General features: G+C 62.9%; 18 protein-coding genes and 1 pseudogene. 14 read left to right on the top strand and 5 right to left on the bottom strand.

Translation table 11 applies throughout. The features are described from left to right. Window positions 1-21 precede the first annotated feature (21 nt). The 3 genes from ACQCST_RS10415 (at window position 22) to rpsA (ending at window position 3960) form a co-directional block, all read left to right on the top strand. A complete protein-coding gene (locus tag ACQCST_RS10415) occupies window positions 22-1308 on the top strand; it encodes a GNAT family N-acetyltransferase (RefSeq protein WP_426999148.1) in 1287 nt (428 codons plus the stop codon). A 29-nt stretch (window positions 1309-1337) separates the two neighbouring features. Further along, window positions 1338-2279 carry a polysaccharide deacetylase family protein gene (locus ACQCST_RS10420; RefSeq protein WP_426995717.1) on the top strand — a complete coding sequence of 314 codons (942 nt, stop codon included), beginning with the start codon at window positions 1338-1340 and terminating at the stop codon, window positions 2277-2279. Window positions 2280-2478: 199 nt separating this feature from the next. Continuing rightward, on the top strand, window positions 2479-3960 hold the full coding sequence (gene rpsA / locus ACQCST_RS10425) for a 30S ribosomal protein S1 (protein ID WP_426995718.1): 1482 nt from the start codon (window positions 2479-2481) through the stop codon (window positions 3958-3960). Window positions 3961-4023: 63 nt separating this feature from the next. Here rpsA and ACQCST_RS10430 read toward each other — a convergent pair whose 3' ends face one another. Beyond that, entirely contained in the window at window positions 4024-4608 is a 585-nt protein-coding gene (locus ACQCST_RS10430; protein ID WP_426995719.1) for a GNAT family N-acetyltransferase, read from the bottom strand. Further along, window positions 4592-5293, bottom strand: a complete 702-nt coding sequence (locus tag ACQCST_RS10435) for an IMPACT family protein (RefSeq protein WP_426995720.1) — start codon at window positions 5291-5293, stop codon at window positions 4592-4594. Before ACQCST_RS10435 ends, ACQCST_RS10430 begins: the two co-directional genes overlap by 17 nt. Before the next feature lie 22 nt (window positions 5294-5315). Here ACQCST_RS10435 and coaE point away from each other — a divergent pair, with 22 nt between their 5' ends. The 6 genes and pseudogenes from coaE (at window position 5316) to ACQCST_RS10465 (ending at window position 12691) form a co-directional block, all read left to right on the top strand. Then, a complete protein-coding gene (coaE, locus tag ACQCST_RS10440; RefSeq protein WP_426995721.1) occupies window positions 5316-6527 on the top strand; it encodes a dephospho-CoA kinase in 1212 nt (403 codons plus the stop codon). A gap of 54 nt (window positions 6528-6581) precedes the next feature. After that, window positions 6582-8681, top strand: coding sequence for an excinuclease ABC subunit UvrB (gene uvrB / locus ACQCST_RS10445; RefSeq protein ID WP_426995722.1), 2100 nt, complete (start codon window positions 6582-6584; stop codon window positions 8679-8681). 195 nt (window positions 8682-8876) lie between these two features. Further along, on the top strand, window positions 8877-9905 hold the full coding sequence (locus ACQCST_RS10450) for a TerC family protein (protein WP_426995723.1): 1029 nt from the start codon (window positions 8877-8879) through the stop codon (window positions 9903-9905). Window positions 9906-9951: 46 nt separating this feature from the next. After that, window positions 9952-10446, top strand: a pseudogene (locus ACQCST_RS10455) (MFS transporter); the annotation flags it as partial. A 65-nt stretch (window positions 10447-10511) separates the two neighbouring features. Next, window positions 10512-11695 (top strand): IS3 family transposase gene (locus ACQCST_RS10460; protein WP_426995724.1). Its coding sequence is split into 2 segments (ribosomal slippage): window positions 10512-10773 and window positions 10773-11695, totalling 1185 coding nucleotides; the frame shifts between segments, so codons are not numbered across the junction. A gap of 63 nt (window positions 11696-11758) precedes the next feature. Next, complete coding sequence (locus ACQCST_RS10465; RefSeq protein ID WP_426995725.1) at window positions 11759-12691, top strand: MFS transporter; 933 nt, start codon at window positions 11759-11761, stop codon at window positions 12689-12691. On the opposite strand, the gene ACQCST_RS10470 is transcribed toward ACQCST_RS10465, so the two are convergent. From ACQCST_RS10470 to ACQCST_RS10480, 3 genes are read right to left on the bottom strand one after another with little or no spacing between them, the layout of a single operon-like run. Next, window positions 12677-13957, bottom strand: a complete 1281-nt coding sequence (locus ACQCST_RS10470; protein WP_426999149.1) for an alpha/beta fold hydrolase — start codon at window positions 13955-13957, stop codon at window positions 12677-12679. The two genes, ACQCST_RS10465 and ACQCST_RS10470, sit on opposite strands and share 15 nt — an antisense overlap. Window positions 13958-14012: 55 nt before the next feature. Further along, on the bottom strand, window positions 14013-14513 hold the full coding sequence (locus ACQCST_RS10475) for an N-acetyltransferase family protein (protein ID WP_426995726.1): 501 nt from the start codon (window positions 14511-14513) through the stop codon (window positions 14013-14015). Between the two features lie 38 nt (window positions 14514-14551). Continuing rightward, window positions 14552-17098: a DEAD/DEAH box helicase gene (locus ACQCST_RS10480; protein WP_426995727.1), complete on the bottom strand. Its 2547-nt coding sequence runs from the start codon at window positions 17096-17098 to the stop codon at window positions 14552-14554. A 110-nt stretch (window positions 17099-17208) separates the two neighbouring features. Here ACQCST_RS10480 and ACQCST_RS10485 point away from each other — a divergent pair, with 110 nt between their 5' ends. From ACQCST_RS10485 to uvrA, 5 genes are all read left to right on the top strand, one after another. Continuing rightward, a complete protein-coding gene (locus tag ACQCST_RS10485; RefSeq protein ID WP_426995728.1) occupies window positions 17209-17988 on the top strand; it encodes a trans-aconitate 2-methyltransferase in 780 nt (259 codons plus the stop codon). Between the two features lie 175 nt (window positions 17989-18163). Continuing rightward, window positions 18164-19906 (top strand): ABC transporter ATP-binding protein, encoded by a 1743-nt coding sequence (locus ACQCST_RS10490; protein ID WP_426995729.1) that lies wholly within the window; start codon window positions 18164-18166, stop codon window positions 19904-19906. Continuing rightward, on the top strand, window positions 19903-21717 hold the full coding sequence (locus ACQCST_RS10495; protein ID WP_426995730.1) for an ABC transporter ATP-binding protein: 1815 nt from the start codon (window positions 19903-19905) through the stop codon (window positions 21715-21717). Before ACQCST_RS10490 ends, ACQCST_RS10495 begins: the two co-directional genes overlap by 4 nt. 2 nt (window positions 21718-21719) lie before the next feature. Next, window positions 21720-22094 (top strand): GntR family transcriptional regulator, encoded by a 375-nt coding sequence (locus ACQCST_RS10500; protein ID WP_426995731.1) that lies wholly within the window; start codon window positions 21720-21722, stop codon window positions 22092-22094. Window positions 22095-22139: 45 nt separating this feature from the next. Beyond that, on the top strand, window positions 22140-25067 hold the full coding sequence (gene uvrA, locus ACQCST_RS10505) for an excinuclease ABC subunit UvrA (protein WP_426995732.1): 2928 nt from the start codon (window positions 22140-22142) through the stop codon (window positions 25065-25067). The last annotated feature ends 41 nt before the right edge of the window (window positions 25068-25108 follow it).

Genomic DNA, 25108 nt, shown 5'->3' on the forward strand with positions numbered 1-25108 from the left:
TAGGCTCGGGACGTGGCTGATCTGAATGGTGACTATGACATCCGGCGGTTCCAGGCTGTGCCAAAGGGGGAACCGGGTTACGCCGAAGCCGAAACGTGGGTGGGTGCAGTGAGGTTCGGCTTCCACGAGTCGACACGGGGTCCCGAACACATTGAAAGAATCCTCGACATGTACCGTGCTGACCGGCGTGTCCTGACCGGGGCATATCAGTCCGGAGACGTGGCCACCCACGCTCTGCCGGCTGACGTGCCGGTGGCAACATTCGCCACGCTGCGTAAGAACCTGAACATCGGCTTCGGCAGGCAGCTGGAAACACAGCTGGTCACCGCCGTGACCGTCCGGACTTCCCACCGGCGCCGTGGCCTTCTCCGGCGGATGATGACCGAGGATCTGTTGCTGGCCCGCAACGACGGACTTGCGATGGCCGCTTTGACGGCGTCGGAAGGGTCCATCTACGGACGGTTCGGCTATGGGGTTGCGAGTTTTGAACGCTCCGTCAAGGTTGACACCTCAGCCCGCTTCAGGCTCCGCCATGATCCCGTGGGGACCGTGGAGGTCGCAGACCGGAAAGTGTTGATGGATGTGGCACCGGAGGTTTTCGCGAAGGTCCAGCGGCTCACACCCGGATCCATAGACCGCCAGGAAGTCTACCGTTACCTTGCATCAGGGGAGCTTGGCAGGGACGGGAAGCAAGACGACGCCATCAAGGTTGCCCTCCATTACGGGCCCCGCGGCGACGTGGATGGCTACGTTTCCTACAAATTCCTTGGCTGGGAAACAAAGCCGTACACCATGGAGGTGGTGGACCTGGTGGCGGCCACAGGAGCGGCGTACCTGGAATTGTGGCAATTCCTCGGCTCCATCGATCTTGTGGAGCGCGTCAGCTGGGATGAGGCACCCCTGGACGACCCCCTGGCCTGGGCGCTCGAGGACCCCCGCTGCATCGAGTCCTCAGACGGGCGGGACATGCTCTGGCTTCGAATTCTGGATGTTGGGAAGGCGCTGGCGGCCAGGCAGTATGCGGCGGACGGCCGGCTGGTGCTGGACGTCCGGGACTCCTTGGGTCTGGCCGCCGGAACGTTCGCCCTGGAAGTCAGCGGCGGTGCGGCCACCGTTGTGGCGGCTCCCTCGTCCATGGCGGAACTCACACTGGACGTTTCCGCATTGTCATCAATTTATCTGGGTGCCGTCTGCCCGGTTACGCTGGCAGCAGCAGGGCGGATAAACGAGGACAAGCAGGGCTCGGCGCTCAAGGCACGGGGAATGTTTCCGGTGGAGCGCAGCACCCATTGCCTGACCCACTTCTAGGGTGTTCACTGCCTTAACGAGGGGTATTCATGGGGGAAATCAACGGACCGGTACTGACCGGCCGCCGCTCGCTTTTGCTTGGCATGGCCGCACTCGCAGCGGCTGCTCTTTCGGGATGTGGCGGCCCGGCACAGGACGTGCCACCGCCGGGATCAACGCCGGCAACACCGCCGCCGGCCCCGCCGCTGCCTGCGGACGTGGCCACACCGGCTCCATCCGTCGCCAGCGCGGCTGGAACGCCGACGGCGGAGCCCGCCCGGCCCGCCCCGCCGTCAAAAGAGCAGATTGTGTCCGAGTTCTCGGGCAGGCGGCCTCAGCAGTGGGGGCTGCATGTCAGCGGGGTTGTCAACGGCTCGGCAGCGAAACAGGTTGCCCTGACTTTCGATGCCTGCGGCGGTTCCGGCGGCAGCGGCTGTGACCAGAAGTTGCTGGGCACGTTACGCGCCCTCAACATTCCTGCCACGTTATTCGTCAACCAACGCTGGATCGAGGCCAACCAAGCGCTTACCAGGGAACTGGGAAGCGACCCGCTGTTCGAGTTGGCAAATCATGGCTTTCTGCATCGGCCGCTGTCCGTGAACGGCAGATCAGCGTATGGCATCGCAGGTACTGCGGACGTGGGCCAGGTCTACGACGAACTCATGGGAAACCAGAGCGTCCTGCAGGGCATGACGGGGGGCCCGGCGCGTTTTTTCCGGCCCGGGACGGCTTTTTATGATGAAGTTGCCGCCGCGATCACCCGCCGGGTTGGTTTATTGCCCGTGAATTTCACGGTGAACGGCGACGCCGGGGCAACATTCCCCGCGGCCACAGTCGCTGCCGAGGTCGGCAGGGTTGTGCCCGGTGACATCGTCATTTCCCACTTCAACAAACCGGGCAGCGGCACGGCCGCCGGATATGCGCAGGTCCTGCCCCGACTCCTGGGCCAGGGAATTACGTTTGCCAAGCTGGGGAGTGTCCTGCCGCTTTGAGGTCCCTTCGCTTTGACCGGCGTTGGCCGGAACGACTAGAATAAACGGGCGTGTACTACGTGCGCGCATCTACAATCCCCAAAAATCCACAAAAATCCACAAATCAGGATGACCCGGCGCTTTGCCGTGTTCCAGGCCCGCTTTCCAGGGCCCGGCGGTTGCCTGACCGACTTACTATCCACAACGGAGCCCCTACTACATGACCATCACCTCCACCGAGAAGCCCGGTACCCCCGTCGTCGCGATTAACGACATCGGTACCGCTGAGGACTTCCTCGCAGCAGTCGACGCCACCATCAAGTACTTCAACGACGGAGATCTCGTCGAAGGTACCGTCGTCAAGGTTGACCGCGACGAAGTTCTGCTCGACATCGGTTACAAGACCGAAGGTGTCATCCCCTCCCGCGAGCTGTCCATCAAGCACGACGTTGATCCCGGAGACGTTGTCTCCGTCGGCGATCTCGTCGAAGCCCTGGTGCTCACCAAGGAAGACAAAGAAGGCCGCCTGATCCTCTCCAAGAAGCGTGCTCAGTACGAGCGTGCCTGGGGCGACATCGAGAAGGTCAAGGAAGAAGACGGTGTCGTTACCGGTACCGTCATCGAGGTCGTCAAGGGTGGTCTTATCCTCGACATCGGTCTGCGCGGCTTCCTGCCCGCATCCCTCGTCGAAATGCGCCGTGTGCGCGACCTGGCTCCGTACATCGGTCAGCAGATCGAAGCCAAGATCATCGAGCTGGACAAGAACCGCAACAACGTTGTTCTGTCCCGCCGTGCATGGCTCGAGCAGACCCAGTCCGAGGTCCGCTCCACGTTCCTCAACAAGCTGGAAAAGGGTCAGGTCCGTCCCGGCGTCGTTTCCTCCATCGTCAACTTCGGTGCCTTCGTGGACCTGGGCGGCGTAGACGGCCTGGTTCACGTTTCCGAGCTGTCCTGGAAGCACATCGACCACCCGTCCGAGGTTGTCGAAGTCGGCCAGGAAGTCACTGTCGAGGTTCTCGAAGTGGACCTGGACCGCGAGCGTGTTTCACTCTCGCTCAAGGCTACGCAGGAAGATCCGTGGCAGACCTTCGCCCGCACCCACGCCCTCGGCCAGGTTGTTCCGGGTAAGGTCACCAAGCTGGTTCCGTTCGGCGCATTCGTCCGCGTTGAAGACGGCATCGAAGGCCTGGTTCACATCTCCGAGCTCGCAGTCCGCCACGTTGAGCTGGCTGAGCAGGTTGTCTCCGTTGGTGACGAGCTCTTCGTCAAGGTCATCGACATCGACCTCGAGCGCCGCCGTATCTCCCTCTCCCTCAAGCAGGCCAATGAGGGCGTTGACGCCGACAGCACCGAATTCGATCCGGCACTCTACGGCATGGCCGCTGAGTACGACGAAGAGGGCAACTACAAGTACCCGGAGGGCTTCGATCCGGAGTCCAACGAGTGGCTTGAAGGCTACGAGAACCAGCGCGCCGTCTGGGAGCAGCAGTACGCTGACGCCCAGACCCGCTGGGAAGCACACAAGAAGCAGGTTGCCCAGCACGCTGCCGATGACCTTGCAGCTGCAACGTCCGGTGAGAGCGATTCAGGCACCACCAGCTACTCTTCGGAGCCGGCTGCCGCTGAGTCCAACACCGGTGGTGGAACCCTCGCCTCGGATGAGGCTCTTGCAGCACTGCGTGAGAAGCTGACCGGCAACTAATTGCCACCGGCTTTTTAGCTGACAGAAACGGGCCCCTGCGATTCGCAGGGGCCCGTTTCTGCATTAACCGCCGGCGCGGGGGACATGCTCAGCCTCCGGGGCGGCACCGGATTTGTCCACGGGATCAAGGACGACGACGGCGGCGACCGCATCGCCGTCGAACGTCAACCTCGCGCCGCACGCGGCGAGAATCCGCTGCGCACCTCTGTTCCGCTGGGTTGTGTTGGCCACCACCCGGAGGAGGCCGGCAGTCCTGGCTTCGGTAAGGGCCAGCGGGATGGCCGCTGAGCCGATGCCGCGGCCCCTAAAACCCCGGCCCAGCCAGATGCCGGTCTCGGCGGTGTCCGGCCCCGCCCGTTTGAGGCGGACTGAACCGGCCACCCCGCCGGCCACAAGTACCGCCCAGCTCTTCTCCCGCGCCGGACCGTCCAATCCAGCGGCTGCGGCCCGGTGATACGCGCCGAACCAGGCCAGGCGGGCGGCATTCCAGCCTTCCGCCGAGCCCAGCGGAGGAGTGACCTCGTCCGGCTCCGCGTCCCGGAGCGCCAGGGCCAGCAATTGCTCCAGTACTTCCGGGTCAACGTCGACTAGCCGGACCCGCGGTTCCAGCGTGCCCGGCAGCCGTCCAGCCTCAGGCAAGGGGGACATCGACCCACTCCGTCCCCTCGGGCCGGAGTCCAATATTTCCCGACGTCATGGCAGCGAGATGCGCTGTGGCGCCGGCAATCCCGGGTTCATCATCCGGCAGCGCCAGCCGCAGGATTGTCTGGCGGGCTCCGTAGCTGGTTTCCGCCATCACGTAACCGGCTGAACGGAGATCGTTCTCCAGCCGCCCCGCGGCGGTGTGGTCCACTTCGACAGCGCAGAGCCGCAGCCTCCGGCGGCTCACCAGAGGTGCCAGGTCCAAGGCAGCAGACACGGACTCGGAATATGCGCGGACCAGTCCGCCCGCGCCGAGCAGGATCCCGCCGAAATAGCGCACGACCACGGCGCTCACGTCGCTGAGGTCTCTCACGCCTGCCGCTGTTTCGCGCCTGATGAGCGCCTCCAGCATGGGGATGCCCGCGGTGCCGGACGGTTCGCCATCGTCATTGGAACGCTGAATATCCCGGTCCGGGCCCAGCACGAAGGCGGAGCAGTGATGGCGGGCGTCGTGGAACTCGCGGCGAAGGCCGGAAATCAGGGAGCGGGCGGAGTCCTCGTCCTGCGTACCTCGCAGAACAGTGATGAATCTGGACCGCCGGATCTCGATCTCATGGACAAAGTCCGCTCCGGCGGCGAGCGAAGTGTAGGCAGTGGCCCTGCTCGCCGGCGAAACTTCAACTTCTGCCACCGCTTCAGTTTAGTGTGGTGGAGTGCTGAAAATCGGATTGACGGGCGGCATCGCCTCAGGGAAGTCAGTGGTTTCGGCAAGGTTGCGCGAACTGGGCGCTGTACTTGTTGATGCCGATGCGCTGGCCCGGGAGGTGGTGGAGCCGGGAACTCCCGGGTTGGCTGCCGTTGTGGATGCCTTCGGTGAGGGCATGCTGGATCAGGCCGGACGGCTGAGGCGGGACGCACTCGGCGCCGTCGTCTTTAACAATCCCGGACAGCTGGCCGTGTTGAACGGCATCGTCCATCCGCTGGTGCGGGAGCGGGCCGCAGCCTTGATGGGCGCCGCCCGCCCGGACGCCGTCGTCGTCCAGGACATTCCTCTGCTGGTGGAGACAGGCCAAGGCGCCGTCTTCCACCTTGTCGTGGTGGTTGACGCGCCGGATGACGTGCGTCTGCGGCGCATGCTGGAACACCGGAAGATGACCGCCGCTGAGGCAGAGTCCAGGATGGCGGCGCAGGCCACCCGCCGGGACCGGCTGGCTGCCGCCGATGTGGTGCTGGATAACTCCGGCAGCATTGGATGGCTTCGGGGGCAGGTGGATGAACTGTGGGAGAAACGCCTGGAACCCTTTGCGGACAATCTCAGTCAGCGGGTCAGCGCGGCCAGGTCCGGCGGCCCGGAACTTGTTCCGGCGGACCCCGGCTGGGTTGGCCAGGCGGAGAGAATCCGGGCAAGGCTTCTGCTGACGGCTCCGGAAGACATCCTGGCCGTTGACCACATCGGCTCCACTTCCGTAGCAGGGCTGGATGCCAAGGATGTTATTGATCTTCAGCTGACCGTCGCTGACATGGACACTGCCGACCGGATAGCGCCGGAGCTTGCCGCGGCAGGATTCCCTCAGGTACCGGAGATCCGGGCCGACACGCCGAAGCCGTCCCGGCCCGGGCCGGAGCCGTGGCGGAAACGCTTCCATGTCAACTCTGATCCGGGGCGTCCTGTCAACGTGCATATCCGAGCGGCAGGTTCGCCCGGCTGGCGGTACGCGCTCTGCTTCCGGGACTGGCTCAGGGCCGATCCCGCAGCGCTGGTGGTGTACCTCGCAGAGAAGCGTCGCGCAGCCGGCCTGCATGCTGCGGAGGCATCCACGGCCGGCTACGCAGCCGAGAAGGAAGACTGGTTCACGGCCATTGCCGCCCCGGCCATGGAGGCGTGGGCGCAGCGTACAGGGTGGACGCCGCCGTCGTACTCCTGAAGAGCGGCCGCAATCAGGACTGTAACTGTCCGTGGCCGGCGGTAGATTAGATCCATGAGCCTTGCCCAGGAAATCAACCGTGTCGTCGCGCCATTCGAGGTCATCAGCGAATTCAAGCCGGCGGGTGACCAGCCGGCCGCCATCGCGGATTTGACGGAGCGGATCAACAACGGCGAAAAGGACGTGGTGCTCCTCGGCGCCACCGGTACCGGCAAGAGCGCCACCACGGCCTGGCTGATCGAACAGGTCCAGCGGCCCACCCTGGTGATGGTGCAGAACAAAACTCTCGCCGCCCAGCTGGCCAACGAATTCCGTGAACTGCTGCCCAACAACGCAGTGGAATACTTCGTCTCCTACTACGACTATTACCAGCCTGAGGCCTACGTCCCGCAGACGGACACTTTCATCGAGAAAGACTCCTCCGTCAATGAGGAAGTTGAGCGGCTCCGGCACTCAGCCACCAACGCACTGCTGACCCGCCGGGATGTGATCGTTGTTGCTTCGGTCTCCTGCATCTATGGGCTGGGAACGCCGGAAGAATACATCGCCGGCATGGTGACCCTGCGGCGGGGCGCCCAGATGAACCGGGACGATCTGCTCCGCAAGTTCGTTGCCATGCAATACACCCGCAACGACATGGACTTCCACCGTGGCACGTTCCGTGTCCGCGGTGACACCGTGGAGATCATCCCCATGTATGAGGAACTGGCCCTCCGCATCGAGTTCTTCGGGGATGAGATTGAGAACATTTCCACTCTTCACCCGGTGACGGGCGAGGTGTTGCGCGATGAAACGGAAATGTATGTCTTCCCGGCGTCGCACTATGTAGCCGGTCCCGAGCGGATGGCCCGGGCCATCACGGCCATCGAGGACGAACTTGCCGGGCGGCTCAGTGTCCTTGAAAGCCAGAACAAGCTCGTGGAAGCCCAGCGCCTGCGGATGCGCACCACCTACGACCTTGAAATGATGCAGCAGATGGGATTCTGTAACGGCATCGAGAACTACTCACGCCACATTGACGGACGGGCCGGCGGCACCGCACCCCATTGCCTCATTGATTACTTCCCTGATGATTTCCTCCTGGTCATTGACGAATCCCACGTCACGGTGCCGCAGATCGGCGCCATGTACGAGGGCGATATGTCCCGGAAACGCACGCTGGTGGATCACGGTTTCAGGCTGCCTTCCGCCATGGACAACCGGCCGCTCAAATGGGACGAGTTCCTGGAGCGTGTGGGCCAGACAGTCTACCTTTCGGCCACCCCGGGCAAGTACGAGCTCGGAAAGGCCGACGGTTTTGTCCAGCAGATCATCAGGCCCACCGGCCTGATCGATCCGGAAGTGGTGGTAAAGCCCACCAAGGGACAGATCGACGATCTCCTGGGTGAAATCAGAACCCGCGTGGACAAGAACGAACGCGTCCTGGTCACCACTCTGACCAAGCGGATGGCTGAGGATCTGACCGATTATCTTCTGGGCCATGGGGTGAAGGTCGAATACCTGCACTCTGATGTGGACACCCTGCGCCGTGTGGAACTGCTCCGGGAGCTCCGGATGGGAAGTTTCGATGTGCTCGTGGGCATTAACCTTCTTCGCGAAGGCCTGGACCTGCCCGAGGTTTCCCTCGTGAGCATCCTCGATGCCGACAAGGAGGGGTTCCTGCGCTCGGCCACCTCGCTGATCCAGACCATCGGCCGTGCCGCAAGGAATGTGTCCGGACAGGTCCATATGTACGCCGACCGCATCACGGATTCCATGGCGAAGGCCATTGACGAAACCAACCGCCGGCGTGAAATCCAGGTTGCCTACAACACCGAGAACGGTGTGGATCCGCAGCCTTTGCGAAAGAAAATCGCCGACATCACGGACCAGCTGGCCAGGGAGGATGCTGATACCCAGGAGCTGTTGAACAACAACCGTCTGGCCAAGGGCGCCAAGAGTGGAAAATCCGGGTCCAAGGGGGCAGCCACAGTACGGGCAGATGGGCTTGCTGCGGCCCCGGCCGAAGACCTCGTTGGACTGATACAACAATTGACCGAGCAGATGCATGCTGCGGCCGCGGAGCTCCAGTTCGAAATTGCCGCAAGGATCAGGGATGAGGTCGGGGATCTGAAGAAGGAGCTCCGCCAGATGCAGGCCGCCGGCCACGCGTAGCACCCGTCGGCCGGGGACGGCGAAGAGTGGGGTAAAGTTAACGACACGTAGGGGAGTATCCCAAGCGCTACGATCGTCAACACGCCAGGCACAGTTGCCTCGCCGGGCGTAGCGGGTTGCCATTTCAGCACCAAGTGCACCAGGCCAGCCGGAGAGACTTACACCGATTCTCCGTACCCTGCGAAAGGTATTCTTGTGCCCACACTTCCCGTCTGGTTTGAGGTCGGCTCGTTTGTCGTCCTCGGCATCATTCTCGCATTTGACCTGCTTCTGGTGCTGCGACGCCCGCACGAGCCGTCCATGAAGGAAGCCGGGCTCTGGGTTGGGTTTTACGTCGCCCTCGCACTGGTCTTTGCCGGCGCCATGTTCTTCTTTGCCGGCCACGAGTACGGCGGACAGTTCCTTGCCGGCTGGGTGACGGAGTACAGCCTCAGCATCGACAACCTGTTTGTCTTCATCATCATCATGGCCCGCTTCTCCGTGCCCCGGAAGTACCAGCAGGAAGTGCTGATGGTGGGTATCATCATCGCGCTCATCCTGCGGGGTATCTTCATCCTCCTGGGCGCCATTGTGATCGAACAGTTCAGCTGGGTTTTCTACATCTTCGGTGCGTTCCTGCTCTGGACCGCCTGGAAGCAGGCCCAGGATGACGGCGAGGACGAGGAAGACACAGAGAACCCCCTCATCGCCAGGCTCCGCAAGGTAATCCCCATGTCCGAGAAGTTCGACGGCGGCAAGCTCCGTTCCGTGGTCGACGGCAAGAAGGTCTTCACCCCCATGCTGATCGTCTTCGTGACCATCGGCATGACGGACCTGCTCTTCGCCGTGGATTCCATCCCGGCCATCTTCGGGCTGACCCAGAGTGCGTTCATCGTCTTCACGGCCAATATCTTTGCGTTGATGGGATTGCGCCAGCTCTACTTCCTGCTGGGCGGCCTGATGAACCGGTTGGTTTACCTGAAGCACGCGCTGTCCGTCATTCTGGCGTTCATCGGCGTCAAGCTGGTGCTCCACGCCATGCACGTCAATGAGCTTCCTTTCATCAACGGCGGGAACCACATCGAGTGGGCCCCGGAGATCCCCACCTACGTGTCGTTGGCCGTCATTGTCGGAACCATTGTGGTTGCGGTCATCGCCAGCCTGATGAGTTCGGGTGCGGCCAAGTCAAAGCTCGATGCCCGCCTTGAGGAAGATGCGAGGAAGAGTCTCAGCGACGCCGACTAGCCGGATCCCGCAGAGGACCCTGCTGTTTCACAACCGCTATGCTCGGATGGTGACTTCACTTACTGTTACGGCGTTGGATCCGCAAAGGGTCCAGCGCCGCACGGTTTTCCTGCTCGGTTCCGCGCAGCTGCTCAGTGGCGTCGGAGGTGGCGCCAGCCTTTCTGTCGGCTCGCTGCTGGCCGTCCAGCTTTCGGGGTCCAACGCCTGGGCCGGTTCGGTCACCACCACCATGACACTGGCCGCCGCCGTGGCAGCCATGCCGCTTGCAGGGCTGGCCGAACTGAGAGGGCGCCGGACCGGGCTGGTGACAGGTCTGCTGGCAGCAATGCTCGGTGCGGTTCTGGTGATCCTGGCTACTGTCACCGGGCAGTTTCCGGTGCTGCTGGCAGGGGCCGCCCTGCTGGGCCTTGGCACGGCCGCCAATCTTCAGGCGCGGTTTGCCGCCGTCGATCTGGCAGAACCTGAACGCAGAGGTCGCTCCCTGTCCATTGTTGTCTGGGCCGTAACTGTGGGGGCCGTGGCGGGCCCCAATCTGATTGAGCTGCCGCGGAGATTTCGGATAGCGGGCCCTCTTAAAATGGGGGTCTACCGAAAGTAGAGATCAGCATGACCGCATCACGCAAGCGATTTACCCAGGAGTTCAAGGACGAGTTGTGCCGCGAGGTGATCAACACGTCCAGGCCGATCAAGGACGTGGCCACCGCGTATGGTGTCGGCCCCGAGACGCTCCGGAACTGGCTGGTCAAGTACCGCGAGGCCAACGGCGGCACGGAGGCGGATCTGACGGTGTCGGAACGGGCGCGGCTGAAGGAGCTCGAGCGTGAAGTTCAAGAGCTGCGGGCGGAGACTGCCTTTTTGAAAAAAGCCAGCGCTTACTTCGCGCGGGAGCAGCGGTAGTGAGCAAGTATGAATTCATCGATTCCCAAAAAGCTGAGCCCGCCAATCTGAATTCGGTGGTGAGAATGTGCCGCTGGCTGGCCGTCTCGACGTCGGGTTTCTATCACTGGGCCACCCGCCCGCAATCGGCCACCTCGGGGCGCCGCCGGGCCCTGACAGCGCGGATCCGGCATTACTTCGAGGCGTCCGAGGGCACGTACGGGTACCGGCGCATCCACGCCGATCTCGCCGCGGAACAGACCGGGTGCTCTCCGGAGTTGGTGCGGCAGATCATGCGCTGCCAGGGCCTGGTCGCCTGTCAACCACGTCCGTTCCGCGTCACCACCGAGGCTGATGCTGAGGCGGCCGCGGGCATGCCCGACCTCGTCAAGCGGGACTTCACCGCGGACCGTCCCGGGGTGAAGTTCGTCGGCGACATCACCTACATCCACACCTGGCAGGGATTCGTCTACCTCGCCACCGTGATTGACTGCTACTCGAAGAAAGTCGTCGGCTGGTCCATCGCCGATCACATGCGCACCGGGCTCGTCGCCGATGCGCTCAAGAACGCCGCCGCTACAACCCGGATCGAGCCTGACGCGATCTGGCACTCCGATCGCGGCAGCGTCTACACCTCGACCGATTTCAGGGCCCCGGCGGCCGGTCTGGGCATGCGCTCCTCGATGGGACGCACCGGCGTGTGCTGGGACAACAGCATGGCCGAATCGTTCTTCTCAGCCCTGAAAAACGAGCGTGTGTACCGGACCGTTTACGCGACTAAATCACAAGCCCGGAGCGACGTCATCCGGTACATCGAGGGGTTTTACAACAGCCGGCGCCGTCACTCCGCGCTCGGTTACCGGCGGCCCAACGAAGTCCAGTATGGTTATCAACAGCCAGCCTTGGCAGCGTAGAAGAATCCACTAATTCCGCTGTCCGAAATCCCCGCAGCAGCTCTGATCAAACCTGGTGCGGCAGTGGGCGAGGCCCTGGGACTGCCTGGCATCGCCGGACCTTTCGTGTTCTCCGCCGCCGGACTGGCACTCGCAGCAGTACTGCTGATAGTCGGGCTTCGGCCCGATCCGTTGCAGCTGGCCTCGCGGCTGAGGTTGGAAGCGGCTGCCGCGGCTCCGGACGCCGCGTCGCCACAGGAGCGGGGCCTGGCTCTCACTGGCCACGGTGTCGTCACGACAAAGCCGGTCCCCGCAAAGCCGGTCACGGTGCAGCCGGTCACGGCGGGACCGCGACGGCGGCAACCCCTCCGCAAAGGACTCTCAGCCGTCCGCGCCGCGCCGCGGGCAGTACTTGCGCTCTTGGCCATCGTGGGCGCCCACGCTGTGATGGCAGCCGTGATGTCAATGACACCCCTGCACCTGCAGCTTCTGATGGAGGGACCTCTCACGGCCAACGAGGGCGGGCACGCACACACTGCGAGCACCGAGGTCTTTGTCCTGATCGGATTCACTATTTCGCTGCACATCGCCGGCATGTATGCCTTGTCACCGGTGATGGGCTGGCTGACGGACAGGGCGGGAAGAGTCCGGACCATCGTGCTGGGGCATGCCGTGCTGCTGACCGCCGTTTGCTGCGCCGGCCTCGGTTCTTCGCAGTCCGTGCTGGTGACTATTGGACTGGTGTTGCTGGGACTGGGCTGGTCCGCGGCCACGATCGCCGGCTCCACCCTGCTTGCCGAGAGCGTTCCGGACGCTGACAGGGTGCTGGTCCAGGGCGTCTCAGACACCCTGATGGGTGCTGCCGGCGCCGTCGGCGCAGGTTTCTCGGGGCCGGTGATGAGCTGGATCGGATATCAGGGCCTGAACCTGGTTGCGGCCTTGATCGCGGGCGCCGTGCTCACAACCGCGTTTCTCTTCAGACCGCGACGCCGGGCACATCAGTCAGCCCCGGACTGAGCGGGTCATTCCCAGCAGCCGCGCGAAGATCGCCTCGCCGTCGTCGGAAATGCCGTCGTGGTGGAACTTGGCTGTCTCCCAGACCTGCAGCCCCCGGACAGCTGCCGCTGTTTCCCGCGAGAGGTCCCGGTCAACATAAATGTCCTGGCTGTAGATGGCGGCCGCAACCGGAACGGTATTGGCGGCGAGCCGCGCGGGGTCGTACAGTGAATTCCAATCGTCCTTCGCCGCCAGCAACCCGGCTACGTCCCGCAGGGGCCGCAGGGCCGGATCCTGCTCGAAGTACCACGGGTACACCATCTCGCCGGTGAGGAGAATCTGCGCCGCGTCTGGCCGGAACTCGGGGAATTCCTTCAGGACGCGCCAGGCCGCCCACTCTGTGGCCTGACCTTGTCCGTAGATGGATTCGTGCATCAGGGCATACAACGGGTTGGCGGCACGCGAGACGAGGGCACGTAGCTGTTCCAGGAACGAATCGGAGAGCCGGCTGCCCTCCGATGTTTCCACAAAGGCATCCTCCAACAGGCAGTGCAGCCCGTCCACACGTGTGTTGCCGCCAAGGAAGGCGCCCACCATCTGGAAACGCTCCACCGTTAGCCGTTCGCCGTCGGGCAGGAACTCGGGAGTATCCCGGAGGTGGCTGGCGATCCTGTCAACGGTGCGGCGGTCCTCGGGATACCAGCTGAAGTATTCGGCGTTGCGTGCGGCCACCCGTCGGAACGTCGACTGATAGACGTGGTCGGCAGTGCCCGTCAGCGGGGCCAGGCCGCCGGTGATCAGGACCTCCCGCAGCCCCTCAGGTGCAAATGAGAGATAGCTCAAGGCGCAAAAACCGCCGTAGCTCTGGCCATAGATGGTCCACGGCCCGGATCCCAGGGCATGCCTGATAAGTTCTGCGTCCGCAACGATGGAATCCGCCCGGAAGTGCGTGAGGTATTCGGCCTGCGCCCGGGTGCTGCCACGTAAAGGAAGACTGTTGCGGTCTATCGGTGATGACAGGCCGGTGCCGCGCTGGTCCAGCATCAGGATCCTGAAGTCTTTTGCGGCGGCTTTGCTCCAGCCGCCCAGGGACGCGAGCCGGTTTCCGCGTCCGCCGGGTCCGCCCTGCAGGTACACCAACCAGGGGAGTTGCGCCGCCTCGGCCTCGCTGTGGTCCGCGGAAACATATTCACGGGCAAAAACTTCGATGGATTCGGCTCCCGTGCCGGACGCCTCGGGGGAAAAATGGTCAAGCGGGACCGTAAAGTAGTGTTCCGCTGTGCGCATGCCACGGAATTCGTGCCGCGCGCTGACGGTATGCAAGGCAGCCGCGGCCGTGGTCTCAGCCACGGACTGCTGCGTCCTGCCGGCTCCCGAAAAGCTCCAATGCGGAGCCGGTCAACCGAAACGTGGACCATTCCTCCATAGGGTGTGCGCCGAGTTTCCGGTAGAAGTTGATGGAGGGTTCGTTCCAGTCCAGCACACTCCACTCAACTCGTGCATAGCCGCGTTCGACGGCGATGGCCGCCAGATGATGCAGCAGCGCCTTGCCATGGCCCTCGCCGCGCGAACCTGGCATGACATACAGATCTTCAAGGTAGATCCCGTGGGCACCTTCCCACGTGGAGTAGTTGAGGAACCACAGGGCAAACCCCTGAACCGCACCGGCCGCATTTTCTGCCATATGGGCAAATACCCGGGGATTCTCGCCGAACAGAGCATCCGTCAGCATTTCCGGGGTGTTCCGGACAGCGCCCGGTTCCTTTTCGTAGATGGCCAGTTCATGGATCATCTGCAGGATCGCGGGGACATCGTCAACGGTGGCTGGGCGGATTACACTCATGCATCCGAGCTTACTAGGGCGGCGGCTGCCAGCGATGTTCACAGCCGTCCTACGTCGGTCACACGGACCACTGCGGTTCCGCTTTCATCAGAGGCGGCCAGATCCACCTCGGCCGAGATTCCCCAGTCATGGTTCCTTGCCGGGTCATCGAGGATCTGCCTGATCCTCCATAGACCCGGCTCCTCAGTGATCATCAGCAACCCGGGTCCCCGGGCATCCGGTCCGGTACCGATGTCATTGTGTTCGTCGAAATACCCGTCCAGGATGTCTTCCCAGCGATCAGCATCCCAGCCCGAACCGCCGTCGAGCTCGCCCAGCGCTGCGGCGTTCTCGTCAGCGAAAAGCTCCACCCGCCGGAACATCTCGTTCCGGACCATCACACGGAACGCCCTGATGTTGGACGTCAGCGACGGCGGCAGCGGCGGCGGCGCATCGTGCGGCGTCGGTGCGGCGCCGGATGTCAGCTCCTCCCATTCATCCAGCAGGCTGGAGTCCACCTGGCGGACCAGCTCGCCGAGCCAGGCAATGAGGTCCTCAAGATCTTCGCGCAGGGCATCCTGGGGGACCGTCTGGCGGAGGGCTTTGAAGCCGTCCGCCAGATAGCGCAGCACAATGCCTTCGGAACGGGCCAGTCCGTAAAACTGGACGAACTCACCGAAGTTCATGGCGCGCTCATACATATCGCGGACAATGGACTTGGGAGCGAGCTCAAAGTCCCCGATCCACGGCGCCGCCTTGCGGTAGACCTCGAAAGCTTCGCCGAGTATTTCCGCCAGCGGCTGCGGGTACGTCACGTCCTCAAGCATCGCCATCCGCTGGTCGTACTCGATGCCATCGGCCTTCATCGCGGCAATGGCCTCGCCACGGGCCTTCTTCTGCTGCGCAGAGAGAATCTGCCTCGGCTTCTCCAGCGTAGCTTCGATCACGGACACTACGTCAAGACCGTACGACGGCGACTCCGGGTCCAAAAGCTCCAAGGCCGCCAGCGCGAACGGCGAGAGCGGTTGATTCAAGGCAAAGTTGGCCTGAAGATGCACGGTCAGGCGGACCGTGCGGCCGTCATCTCCCTGCTGGTCCGCGGGAATGCGCTCCACCACTTCTGCTGCAAGCAGTTCCCGGTAGATGCCCAGTGCCTTTTTCATCAGCTGAAGCTGGGAAGACCGGGGTTCGTGGTTTTCGGTCAGCAGGCGCCGCGCGGCGGTGAACGGATCACCGGGGCGTTCCATCAGGTTCATCAGCATGGCGTGGGTCACGGAGAAGCTTGAAGTCAGCGGGTCCGGGACAGATTCCATCAGGCGGGTAAAGGTGGGTTCGCCCCAGGACACGAAGCCCTCGGGCGGCTTTTTCCTGACCACCTGGCGTAGCTTCTTCTGGTCGTCACCGAACTTTGCTGTGGCCTTGGCCACGGCCTTCACATTCTCCACCACATGCTCCGGTGCCTGCACCACTACCGTTCCGGCCGTGTCATAGCCCGCGCGTCCGGCCCGGCCTGCGATCTGGTGGAATTCACGGGAATTCAGCAGGCGGGTGCGCACGCCGTCGTACTTGCTCAGCGCGGTGAGCAGCACCGTACGGATGGGCACATTGATCCCCACGCCGAGGGTGTCGGTACCACAGATGACCTTCAACAGTCCGGCCTGGGCCAGCTGCTCCACCAGACGCCGGTACTTCGGCAGCATGCCTGCGTGGTGGACGCCGATTCCGTGCCGGACCAGCCTGTTGAGGGTCTTGCCGAATCCGGCGGCGAAGCGGAAACCGGCGATGAGCTCGGCGATCCTGTCCTTCTCCTCCCGCGTGCACACATTGATGCTCATCAGCGTCTGGGCGCGGTCAATGGCCTCGATCTGGCTGAAGTGCACCACATATACGGGAACCTGCTTGGTGGAAAGCAGCTCCTCCAGAGTCTCGTGGACAGGTGTCTGGTGGTAGTAGTAGTGCAGCGGGATGGGCCGTTCAGCCGAACTTACGGTCGTCGTCGGGCGGCCGGTGAGTTCGGTGATGCCGGCCTCGAACCTGCTGACGTCCCCGAGGGTTGCCGACATCAGCAGGAACTGCGCCTGCGGCAGCTCCAGCAGCGGTACCTGCCATGCCCACCCGCGCTGTGGGTCGGAGTAGAAATGGAATTCATCCATCACCACCGAACCCAGGACAGCTGCCGAACCCTCACGCAGGGCGATGTTGGCCAGGATCTCCGCGGTACAGCAGATGATGGGCGCGTCCTGGTTAACCCCGGAATCCCCGGTGATCATGCCAACGTTCTCGGCTCCGAAGATCTCGCAGAGCGCGAAGAACTTCTCCGAGACCAGAGCTTTGATGGGGGCCGTGTAGTAGCTGCGGTCTCCACGTGCCATGGCCTGGAAATGCGCCGCGATGGCCACCAGCGATTTACCTGAGCCGGTGGGGGTGGCCAGAATGACGTTGGCGCCGGACGCCAGCTCCATGATGGCCTCGTCCTGCGCCGCGTAAAGCTCAAGCCCGCGGCTCTCCGTCCACTCGAGGAAGCCGGTGTACAGCCCGTCTGGGTCAGTGCCTGCGCCCGTTGGAATACGTGCGGCCGGGGCAGGGAGCTGGTCAACGAGTTTCATCGATTTCCAGCTTAGTGCCCGGGGCCGGTTCAGGGTGTCGGCCAAGTATGAAGCGTGCGCCGGGGTTAGGCTCACGATGTGGGAACCGTCAGCAGTCACTGGAGGCACACATGAAATGGGATCCGGCTAAGTACATCCAGTTCGGTGATTACCGGGACAGGCCCTACTTTGACCTGACGGGCCGCATCCACGCCGAAGCGCCCCGGAGCGTGGTGGATCTTGGCTGTGGCCCGGGCAACCTGACCGCCACACTCGCCGACCGCTGGCCGGACGCCGAAGTACTCGGTCTTGATTCCTCTGCCGAGATGCTGGCGAAAACTGCGTTGCATTCCGTAGCCGCACCGCGGCTGCGCTTTGCGCTGGCCGATATCGCGGAGTGGACGCCGGCCCCGGAAACGGACGTCGTGGTCACCAACGCCGCGCTGCAGTGGGTGCCTGGACACCAGGAGTTGCTGTCCCGCTGGCTGGCCGCGCTCCCACCGGGAGCGTGGTTTGGCTTGCAGGTCCCCGGCAATTTCGGCTTGCCATCGCACGTCCTGATGCGTGAACTGGCGGAATCTGCGGGGTGGGTGAAGAAGCTTGGCGGGGTCCTTCGGCACCGGGACGTTGTGGCTGAGCCTGCCGGTTACCTCAAGATCATGCTCGACGCCGGATTCAGCGCTGACGCCTGGGAAACCACCTACCAGCAGCTGCTTCCCGGAAAGAACCCGGTGTTGGACTGGGTCCGGGGGACAGGGCTGCGTCCGGTTCTCGCGGCCTTGTCGCCGGCGGAAGCCACAGACTTCGAGGCGGAGTATTCGGCGTTGCTGGACGTGGCCTATCCGGAAATGGAGCACGGAACCGTCTTTCCGTTCCGTAGGATTTTCGCGGTAGGCCGAAAGCGTCTCTGACACGGAAAATCCACCCGGGGTTATGCCTGGTATGTGGGTATACAGAAAGCGTCACATCGTGTGACAGTAAGGGCATAGTTGCTGGGTTTACAATGGCTGGGCGGCGTAGGGGTTGGCGTCTTGCAGATTCCGATCCCGTTCCCGGTCCACCAATGGAGGTAAGGTGCTCTTTGGCATGTTGATCCGGCTGCTCGCCGGCCACAAGTCTGCCGTGGCCGCCATTGTGCTCCTGCAGCTGGTCCAGACAGCCGGAAACCTTCTCCTCCCGACGCTCAATGCCGCTGTGATTGATGACGGTATCGTCAAAGGCGATACCCAGCTGATTCTCCGGCTGGGCGGCTGGATGGCTGCCCTCGCCGCCGTGCAGGTACTCGCTGCCCTGGCTGCCGGATACCTCAGCGCCATCGTGGCGATGTCGCTTGGCCGCCAACTCCGCAGTGAGCTGTTCGACCGGATACAGGATCTTTCCTCGCAGGAAATCGCCGGTTTTGGCACACCAAGCCTCGTGACAAGAGCAACTAACGATGTCCAGCAGATCCAGTCCATGGTGGTACTGGTGTTCACCATGCTCGTGGCGGCTCCGGTGATGGGGATCGGCGGCATTGCCTTGGCAATTCACCTTGATACGGGGCTCTCCGGCATCGTGATTGCCGTTGTGCCGTTGCTGTTGCTGATCATGTTCCTCATCGTGCGGCGCCTGGTTCCGCTCTACCGGGCGGGCCAAGGGCTCATAGACCGCATCAGCGGAGTCCTCCGGGAACAGATCATCGGTTCCAGCGTTATCCGCGCCTTTGTGCAGCAGAAACACGAGGTGCGCCGCTTTGCCGCAGTGAACCGAAAGCTCACCATGAACAACCTCCAGTCAGCGTTACTGGTGGCCGGCATGCTTCCTTTAATCATGATTGTGGTGAACCTTTCTTCCGTGGCCGTGGTCTGGTTCGGCGGACACAGGATCCAGGCCGGACAGATGCAGCTGGGCGCGTTGACGGCGTTCATCGCCTATATCCTTCAGATTCTGATGGCCATCATGATGGCCATGTACGTCCTTATGACCGCGCCCAGGGCGTCAGTCTGCGCGGAGAGGATCCAGGCTGTACTGGACACAGATCCGGCTATAGCGGACGGGCCAGGTACAACCATCCCCGGGACGGCGCAAGGACCGGCAGCGGCGCTGCACGGGGACGTGGAGTTTCACGGCGTGGGGTTCGCCTACCCCGGAGCAGAGGCGCCCGTGCTCGGCGACGTCACCTTCACTGCCACCCCGGGAACCGTCACCGCCATCATCGGCTCAACGGGCTGCGGGAAATCAACGCTGCTGAACCTGTTGCCCCGGTTCCTCGACGCCACGGCCGGCACGATCACCATCAACGGCCTGGACATACGCTCGGTACCGCTGGAGTATCTGCGGGGATGTATGGCTGTGGTGCCGCAGCAGGCATACCTCTTTACCGGCACCGTGGCGGAGAACCTGCGGGTAGCGTCTCCGATGGCATCAGATCAGGAGCTGTGGGGGGCCCTCCGGTCAGCGCAGGCGGAGGAGTTCGTTCGATTAGTGCCGGAGGGCCTGCAGGCAGTGGTGGGGCAGGGCGGCCAAGGCTTTTCCGGGGGGCAGCGGCAACGTCTCTGTATTGCCAGGGCGTTGCTCCGGAAGGCTTCAATCTACCTTTTCGATGACAGCTTTTCGGCCCTGGACTACGCCACCGATGCCCGGCTCCGTGATGCCATGGTGCCCATCGTGGCAGAGGCAGTGGTGATTATCGTGGCTGAGCGTGTCGCCACCATCATTGATGCCGGGCTGATAGTGGTGCTCGACGACGGAGGTGTTGTGGCGCGGGGGACGCACGGGGAGCTTCTCCGGACTTCCAGAACATACCGCGAAATAGCCGCCTCCCAGCTGGAGCTTAAGGATTCGCCGTGACCGCTGTAGAAGACAGTGAAGCGACACCGGCCAGGTTCTGGCCGGCCATGGCCCGGCTGCTCGCACTGCTGGGCCCCGTCAGATGGCGGATGGGTGCTGCGGTCTCGGCCACGTGTGGGTTCGTCGCGCTGAACGTGGCCGCACCCAAACTCCTCGGCGACGCCACCGACGTTGTAGTGGCTGCTGTCTTGGACAGGACTTTTAACCAAGGCAGGTTCGAATCGCTGCTCCTGGTTGTTGCGCTGATGTACATCGGCGCTTCACTGTTCAGCTGGACCCAGGGCGTACTGACGGCGAGCGCCGCGCAGCGCCTCATCTATGGACTTCGGGAGTCCGTTCAGGACAAGCTTCACCGATTGCCCTCCACCCATTTCCAGGAGCAGACCCGGGGCGACGTGCTGAGCCGTGCCACCAACGACATCGACAACATCTCCCAGGCCTTCAACCAGTTGCTTACCCAGCTGATCATGTCCGTCCTGATGCTGTGCGGGGCGCTTGCCATGATGCTGTGGATTTCGCCGCTCCTTGCGGCCCTGGCCCTGGCCTCTGTGCCGCCTTCCATTTTTATCACTGCGCTGGTTGCCCGGAAATCACAGGGGCACTTCAGGGATCAGTGGAAGGCCACCGGTGAGTTGAACGCCCACGTCGAGGAGTTTGTCACCGGTCACGAGGTCATCAAGGCCTTCGGACATCAGGAGGCCTCCGCCGCAATCTTCAACACCAGCAACCGGGGCCTGGCGCGGACCGCGACCCGTGCCCAGTACCTGTCCGGAATTGTCCAGCCGCTGATGGTGTTCGTCTCCAACCTCAATTACATTGTGGTGGCGGTTGTGGGAGCCCTGCAGGTGACGGCAGGGGTCCTGACCATTGGTGGAATCCAGGCGTTCATCCAGTTCAGCCGCCTGTTCACCCAGCCCATGGGCCAGATCGGCGGAATGCTCGCTCTTATGCAGTCCTGCGCTGCCTCGGCGGAGCGGGTTTTTGAACTCCTGGACGCGGAGGAGATCCCGGCGGAAGCGGGCGGACAAGGTGCCGCGGCGGGGGCAGGCGGGCGCATCGTCTTTGACCACGTGACGTTCGGCTACCGCCCGTCCGCGCCCGTGGTTGAAGACCTTTCCTTCGTCGTCGAACCGGGGCAGACCGTGGCCATTGTGGGTCAAACCGGGGCAGGGAAGACCACGGTGGTTAATCTGCTGATGCGCTTTTTCGAAATCGACTCCGGCAGGATCACCATTGACGGCATGGACATTGCCGCCATCCACAGGGACGAGCTGCGCTCGGGATTCGGAATGGTGTTGCAGGACGCCTGGCTCTTTACCGGGAGCATCAGGGAGAACATCGAATACGGCCGGCCCGGGGCAAGCGAGGCCGAGATCGTGGCTGCTGCCGTGGCCAGCCATGTTGACCATTTCATCAGGGCCCTGCCCGAAGGGTATTCCACACAGCTTGGCGACGGCGGCGATGCGCTGAGCCAGGGGCAACGCCAGCTCATCACCATCGCCAGAGCCCAATTGGCCGGCCGCAGGGTCCAGATCCTGGATGAGGCCACCAGCTCCGTGGACACCCGGACGGAAATACTCATCCGGCAGGCCATGCAGAGGCTCCGGCGGGGACGGACCAGTATTGTGATCGCGCACCGCTTGTCCACAGTCCGTGACGCTGATCTAATCGTGGTCATGGACCACGGACGCATCGTCGAAACCGGCCGTCACCAGGACCTGCTGGCTGCGAACGGCTTCTATACGGATTTGTACAGGGCACAGTTTTCCGGGCGCAGCGGCTTGCCCGGGCCTTTGGGGGCAGCGTTGTGAATGTGGCTGAATCTTTCCCGGGGGGCTGGAAGCCGAATGGCAGCAGCTCGGTGGCGCTGTTTGAACAGCTCAGGTTGCACGTCATCGAACAGGTGGACCGTGGCACGCTGGCGGCCGGAACGCGATTGCCCGCGGTGAGGAACCTGGCCGAAGCCCTGGGCGTGGCTCCGCATACGGTCGCCCGGGCCTATAAGGAGCTGGAGGCGGCCGGTGTTGTGGCTACCCGAGGCCGGAACGGGACAGTGGTCTGCGCTCGGGACGCGCGTTGGGAGGTGTTGTCCGCTGCGGCCGCCGAATTTGCCGGCGCGGCCAAAGCGCAGGGGGTCACCTTCGCTGAGGCGGTTCGGCTGTTTGCCGCGGCCTATGATGCTGAATAACGTGCTGCATGGAAATTCGAAGAAGTTTTCGATTAGCATTAGTCCGTGCCCAAAGCCGTAGTTGAACAAACAGCCGTTGCCGCCCAGACCCCCGCCGCTCCGATTGAGAGGGTCAAACCCGTGCGGCCGGATCTGTCCCGCCTCGTGGTCAAGGGCGCGCGCGAACACAACCTGCGCAACGTTGATCTGGATCTGCCCCGGGACGCCATGATCGTTTTTACCGGGCTGTCAGGATCCGGAAAGTCCTCTCTTGCGTTCGACACCATCTTTGCGGAGGGCCAGCGCCGGTACGTTGAATCACTGTCCGCCTACGCGCGTCAGTTCCTGGGCCAAGTGGACAAGCCCGACGTCGATTTCATCGAGGGCCTATCGCCGGCGGTTTCCATTGACCAGAAGTCCACCAGCAAGAACCCCCGGTCAACCGTAGGCACCATTACCGAGATCTATGACTACATGCGCCTTTTGTGGGCGCGGGTGGGGCGGCCCCATTGCCCGGTATGCGGAGAACCTGTCACCAAACAGACTCCGCAGCAGATCGTGGACCAGCTTCTGGAGCTGGAGGACGGAACGCGCTTCCAAGTTCTTGCCCCGGTTGTCCGGGGCCGGAAGGGAGAGTTCGTGGAGCTCTTCAAAGAGCTGACAGCAAAGGGTTATTCCCGGGCACGGGTGGATGGTGAGCTGATCCAGCTCAACGAGCCACCCAAGCTGGGCAAGCAGTTCAAGCACAGCATCGAAGTTGTGGTGGACCGGCTGGTGGTCAAGGACGGCATCAGCCAGCGCCTGACGGATTCCGTTGAAACCGCTCTGGGACTGTCTGAAGGCAGGGTTCTTACAGAGTTCGTTGATCTCGACGCTGAATCCCCGGACCGGCTGAGGGCGTTTTCGGAAAACCTGGCGTGCCCCAACGAGCACCCGTTGGCGATCGACGAAATCGAACCGAGGTCATTCTCATTCAACAACCCGTTCGGCGCCTGCTCGGCATGTAGCGGAATCGGCACCAAGCTGGAGGTGGACGAGGAACTCATCATTCCGAATCCGGAGCTTTCACTGGCACAGGGCGCCATTGCTCCCTGGTCGCTGGGCACTGCAACCACCGAGTACTGGAACCGGCTGCTGGCGGGCCTGGCCAAGGAGCTGGATTTCTCCATGGATACGGCCTGGGAAAAGCTTTCGGCCGACATCCGCCAGACCGTTCTTCACGGCAAGGACCACAATGTGGTGGTCCAGTACCGGAACCGTTTCGGCAGGGAACGAAAGTACAGCACCGGTTTCGAGGGCGCCATCCAATACGTCCATCGCAAGCACGGCGAGACCGATTCCGATTGGGCCCGCGACCGCTACGAGGAGTACATGCGGCAGATTCCGTGCCCGGCCTGCAAAGGTGCCCGGCTTAACCCGGCATCCCTGTCTGTGCTGATCAACGGCAAGTCCATTGCGGATGTTGCCGCGATGCCCATGCGTGCGTGTGCGGAGTTCCTGAACAATCTGGTGCTGACGGGACGCGAAACGCAGATCGCGCATCAGGTGCTTAAGGAAATCCAGGCCCGGCTGACGTTCCTTTTGGATGTGGGGCTGGAATACCTGAACCTTGAACGGCCCTCCGGAACATTGTCCGGCGGCGAGGCACAGCGCATCAGGCTCGCCACCCAGATCGGGTCCGGCCTGGTGGGCGTCCTTTATGTGCTGGACGAGCCATCCATCGGCCTGCACCAGCGCGATAACCGGCGGCTGATCGAAACCCTCACACGGCTGCGGGATCTTGGAAACACGCTGATCGTGGTAGAACACGATGAAGACACCATCCAGGAAGCTGACTGGATTGTGGACATCGGGCCAGGCGCGGGAGAGCACGGCGGCCAGGTGGTCCACTCGGGTTCCTACCAAGAGCTCCTGGCGAACACAGCGTCGCTCACCGGCGATTACCTCTCGGGCCGGAAAAAAATCGATATCCCCAAGAAACGCCGCAAGTACGACAAAAAGCGTGAACTCAAAGTCATCGGAGCCCGCGAAAACAACCTGGTCAACGTTGATGCTTCCTTCCCGCTTGGGCTATTCACCGCTGTGACGGGCGTCAGCGGCTCGGGCAAGTCCACGCTGGTCAACGAGATCCTCTACAAGGTGCTTGCGAACAAGCTCAACGGTGCCAAGCAGGTTGCCGGACGCCACCGCAGCGTCCAGGGACTGGAGCACCTGGACAAGGTGGTGCACGTGGACCAAAGCCCCATCGGCCGGACGCCGCGATCCAACCCCGCCACCTACACCGGTGTGTTCGACAACATCCGCAAGCTTTTCGCCGAGACCACGGAGGCCAAAGTCCGCGGGTACCAGCCCGGGCGGTTCTCGTTCAACGTCAAGGGAGGCAGATGCGAAGCCTGCTCCGGAGACGGCACACTGAAGATTGAAATGAACTTCCTTCCGGATGTCTACGTGCCCTGCGAGGTATGCCACGGGGCACGCTACAACCGCGAGACGCTGGAAGTACATTACAAGGGCAAGACCATCGCTGACGTGCTGAACATGCCCATAGAGGAAGGTGCCGAGTTTTTCGCTGCCTTCTCCCCGATAGCCCGTCATCTCAACACGCTGGTGGATGTGGGGCTTGGATATGTGCGCCTGGGGCAGCCTGCCACTACGCTCTCGGGCGGCGAGGCCCAACGTGTCAAACTCGCGGCTGAACTGCAGAAGCGCTCCAACGGGCGAAGCGTCTACGTGCTGGATGAACCCACCACGGGTCTGCACTTTGAGGATATCCGCAAGCTCCTGATGGTCCTCCAGGGCCTCGTGGACAAGGGCAACACCGTGATTACCATCGAACACAACCTCGACGTCATCAAGAGTGCTGACTGGATTGTGGATCTTGGTCCTGACGGCGGTTCCGGCGGCGGCCAGATCGTGGCTACGGGTACTCCGGAGCAGCTTGCAAAGTCCACCGAGAGCTACACGGCCTCATTCCTTGCCGACATTCTGCGGTAGGAAGTCCCGGCTCCGGACACGGCCCCGAATCGAAGCTTGCC

The sequence above is a fragment of the Pseudarthrobacter sp. N5 genome, from assembly GCF_050157035.1.
Lineage (GTDB): Bacteria > Actinomycetota > Actinomycetes > Actinomycetales > Micrococcaceae > Arthrobacter.

Excerpts from the sequence above, each read along its gene's own strand:
- ACQCST_RS10420 (WP_426995717.1), top strand. The coding sequence starts at position 1,338 with ATGGGGGAAATCAACGGACCGGTACTGACCGGCCGCCGCTCGCTTTTG.
- rpsA (WP_426995718.1), top strand. The coding sequence starts at position 2,479 with ATGACCATCACCTCCACCGAGAAGCCCGGTACCCCCGTCGTCGCGATT.
- ACQCST_RS10430 (WP_426995719.1), bottom strand. The coding sequence starts at position 4,608 with ATGTCCCCCTTGCCTGAGGCTGGACGGCTGCCGGGCACGCTGGAACCG.
- uvrB (WP_426995722.1), top strand. The coding sequence starts at position 6,582 with ATGAGCCTTGCCCAGGAAATCAACCGTGTCGTCGCGCCATTCGAGGTC.
- ACQCST_RS10470 (WP_426999149.1), bottom strand. The coding sequence starts at position 13,957 with ATGCGCACAGCGGAACACTACTTTACGGTCCCGCTTGACCATTTTTCC.
- ACQCST_RS10475 (WP_426995726.1), bottom strand. The coding sequence starts at position 14,513 with ATGAGTGTAATCCGCCCAGCCACCGTTGACGATGTCCCCGCGATCCTG.
- ACQCST_RS10480 (WP_426995727.1), bottom strand. The coding sequence starts at position 17,098 with ATGAAACTCGTTGACCAGCTCCCTGCCCCGGCCGCACGTATTCCAACG.
- ACQCST_RS10485 (WP_426995728.1), top strand. The coding sequence starts at position 17,209 with ATGAAATGGGATCCGGCTAAGTACATCCAGTTCGGTGATTACCGGGAC.
- ACQCST_RS10490 (WP_426995729.1), top strand. The coding sequence starts at position 18,164 with ATGTTGATCCGGCTGCTCGCCGGCCACAAGTCTGCCGTGGCCGCCATT.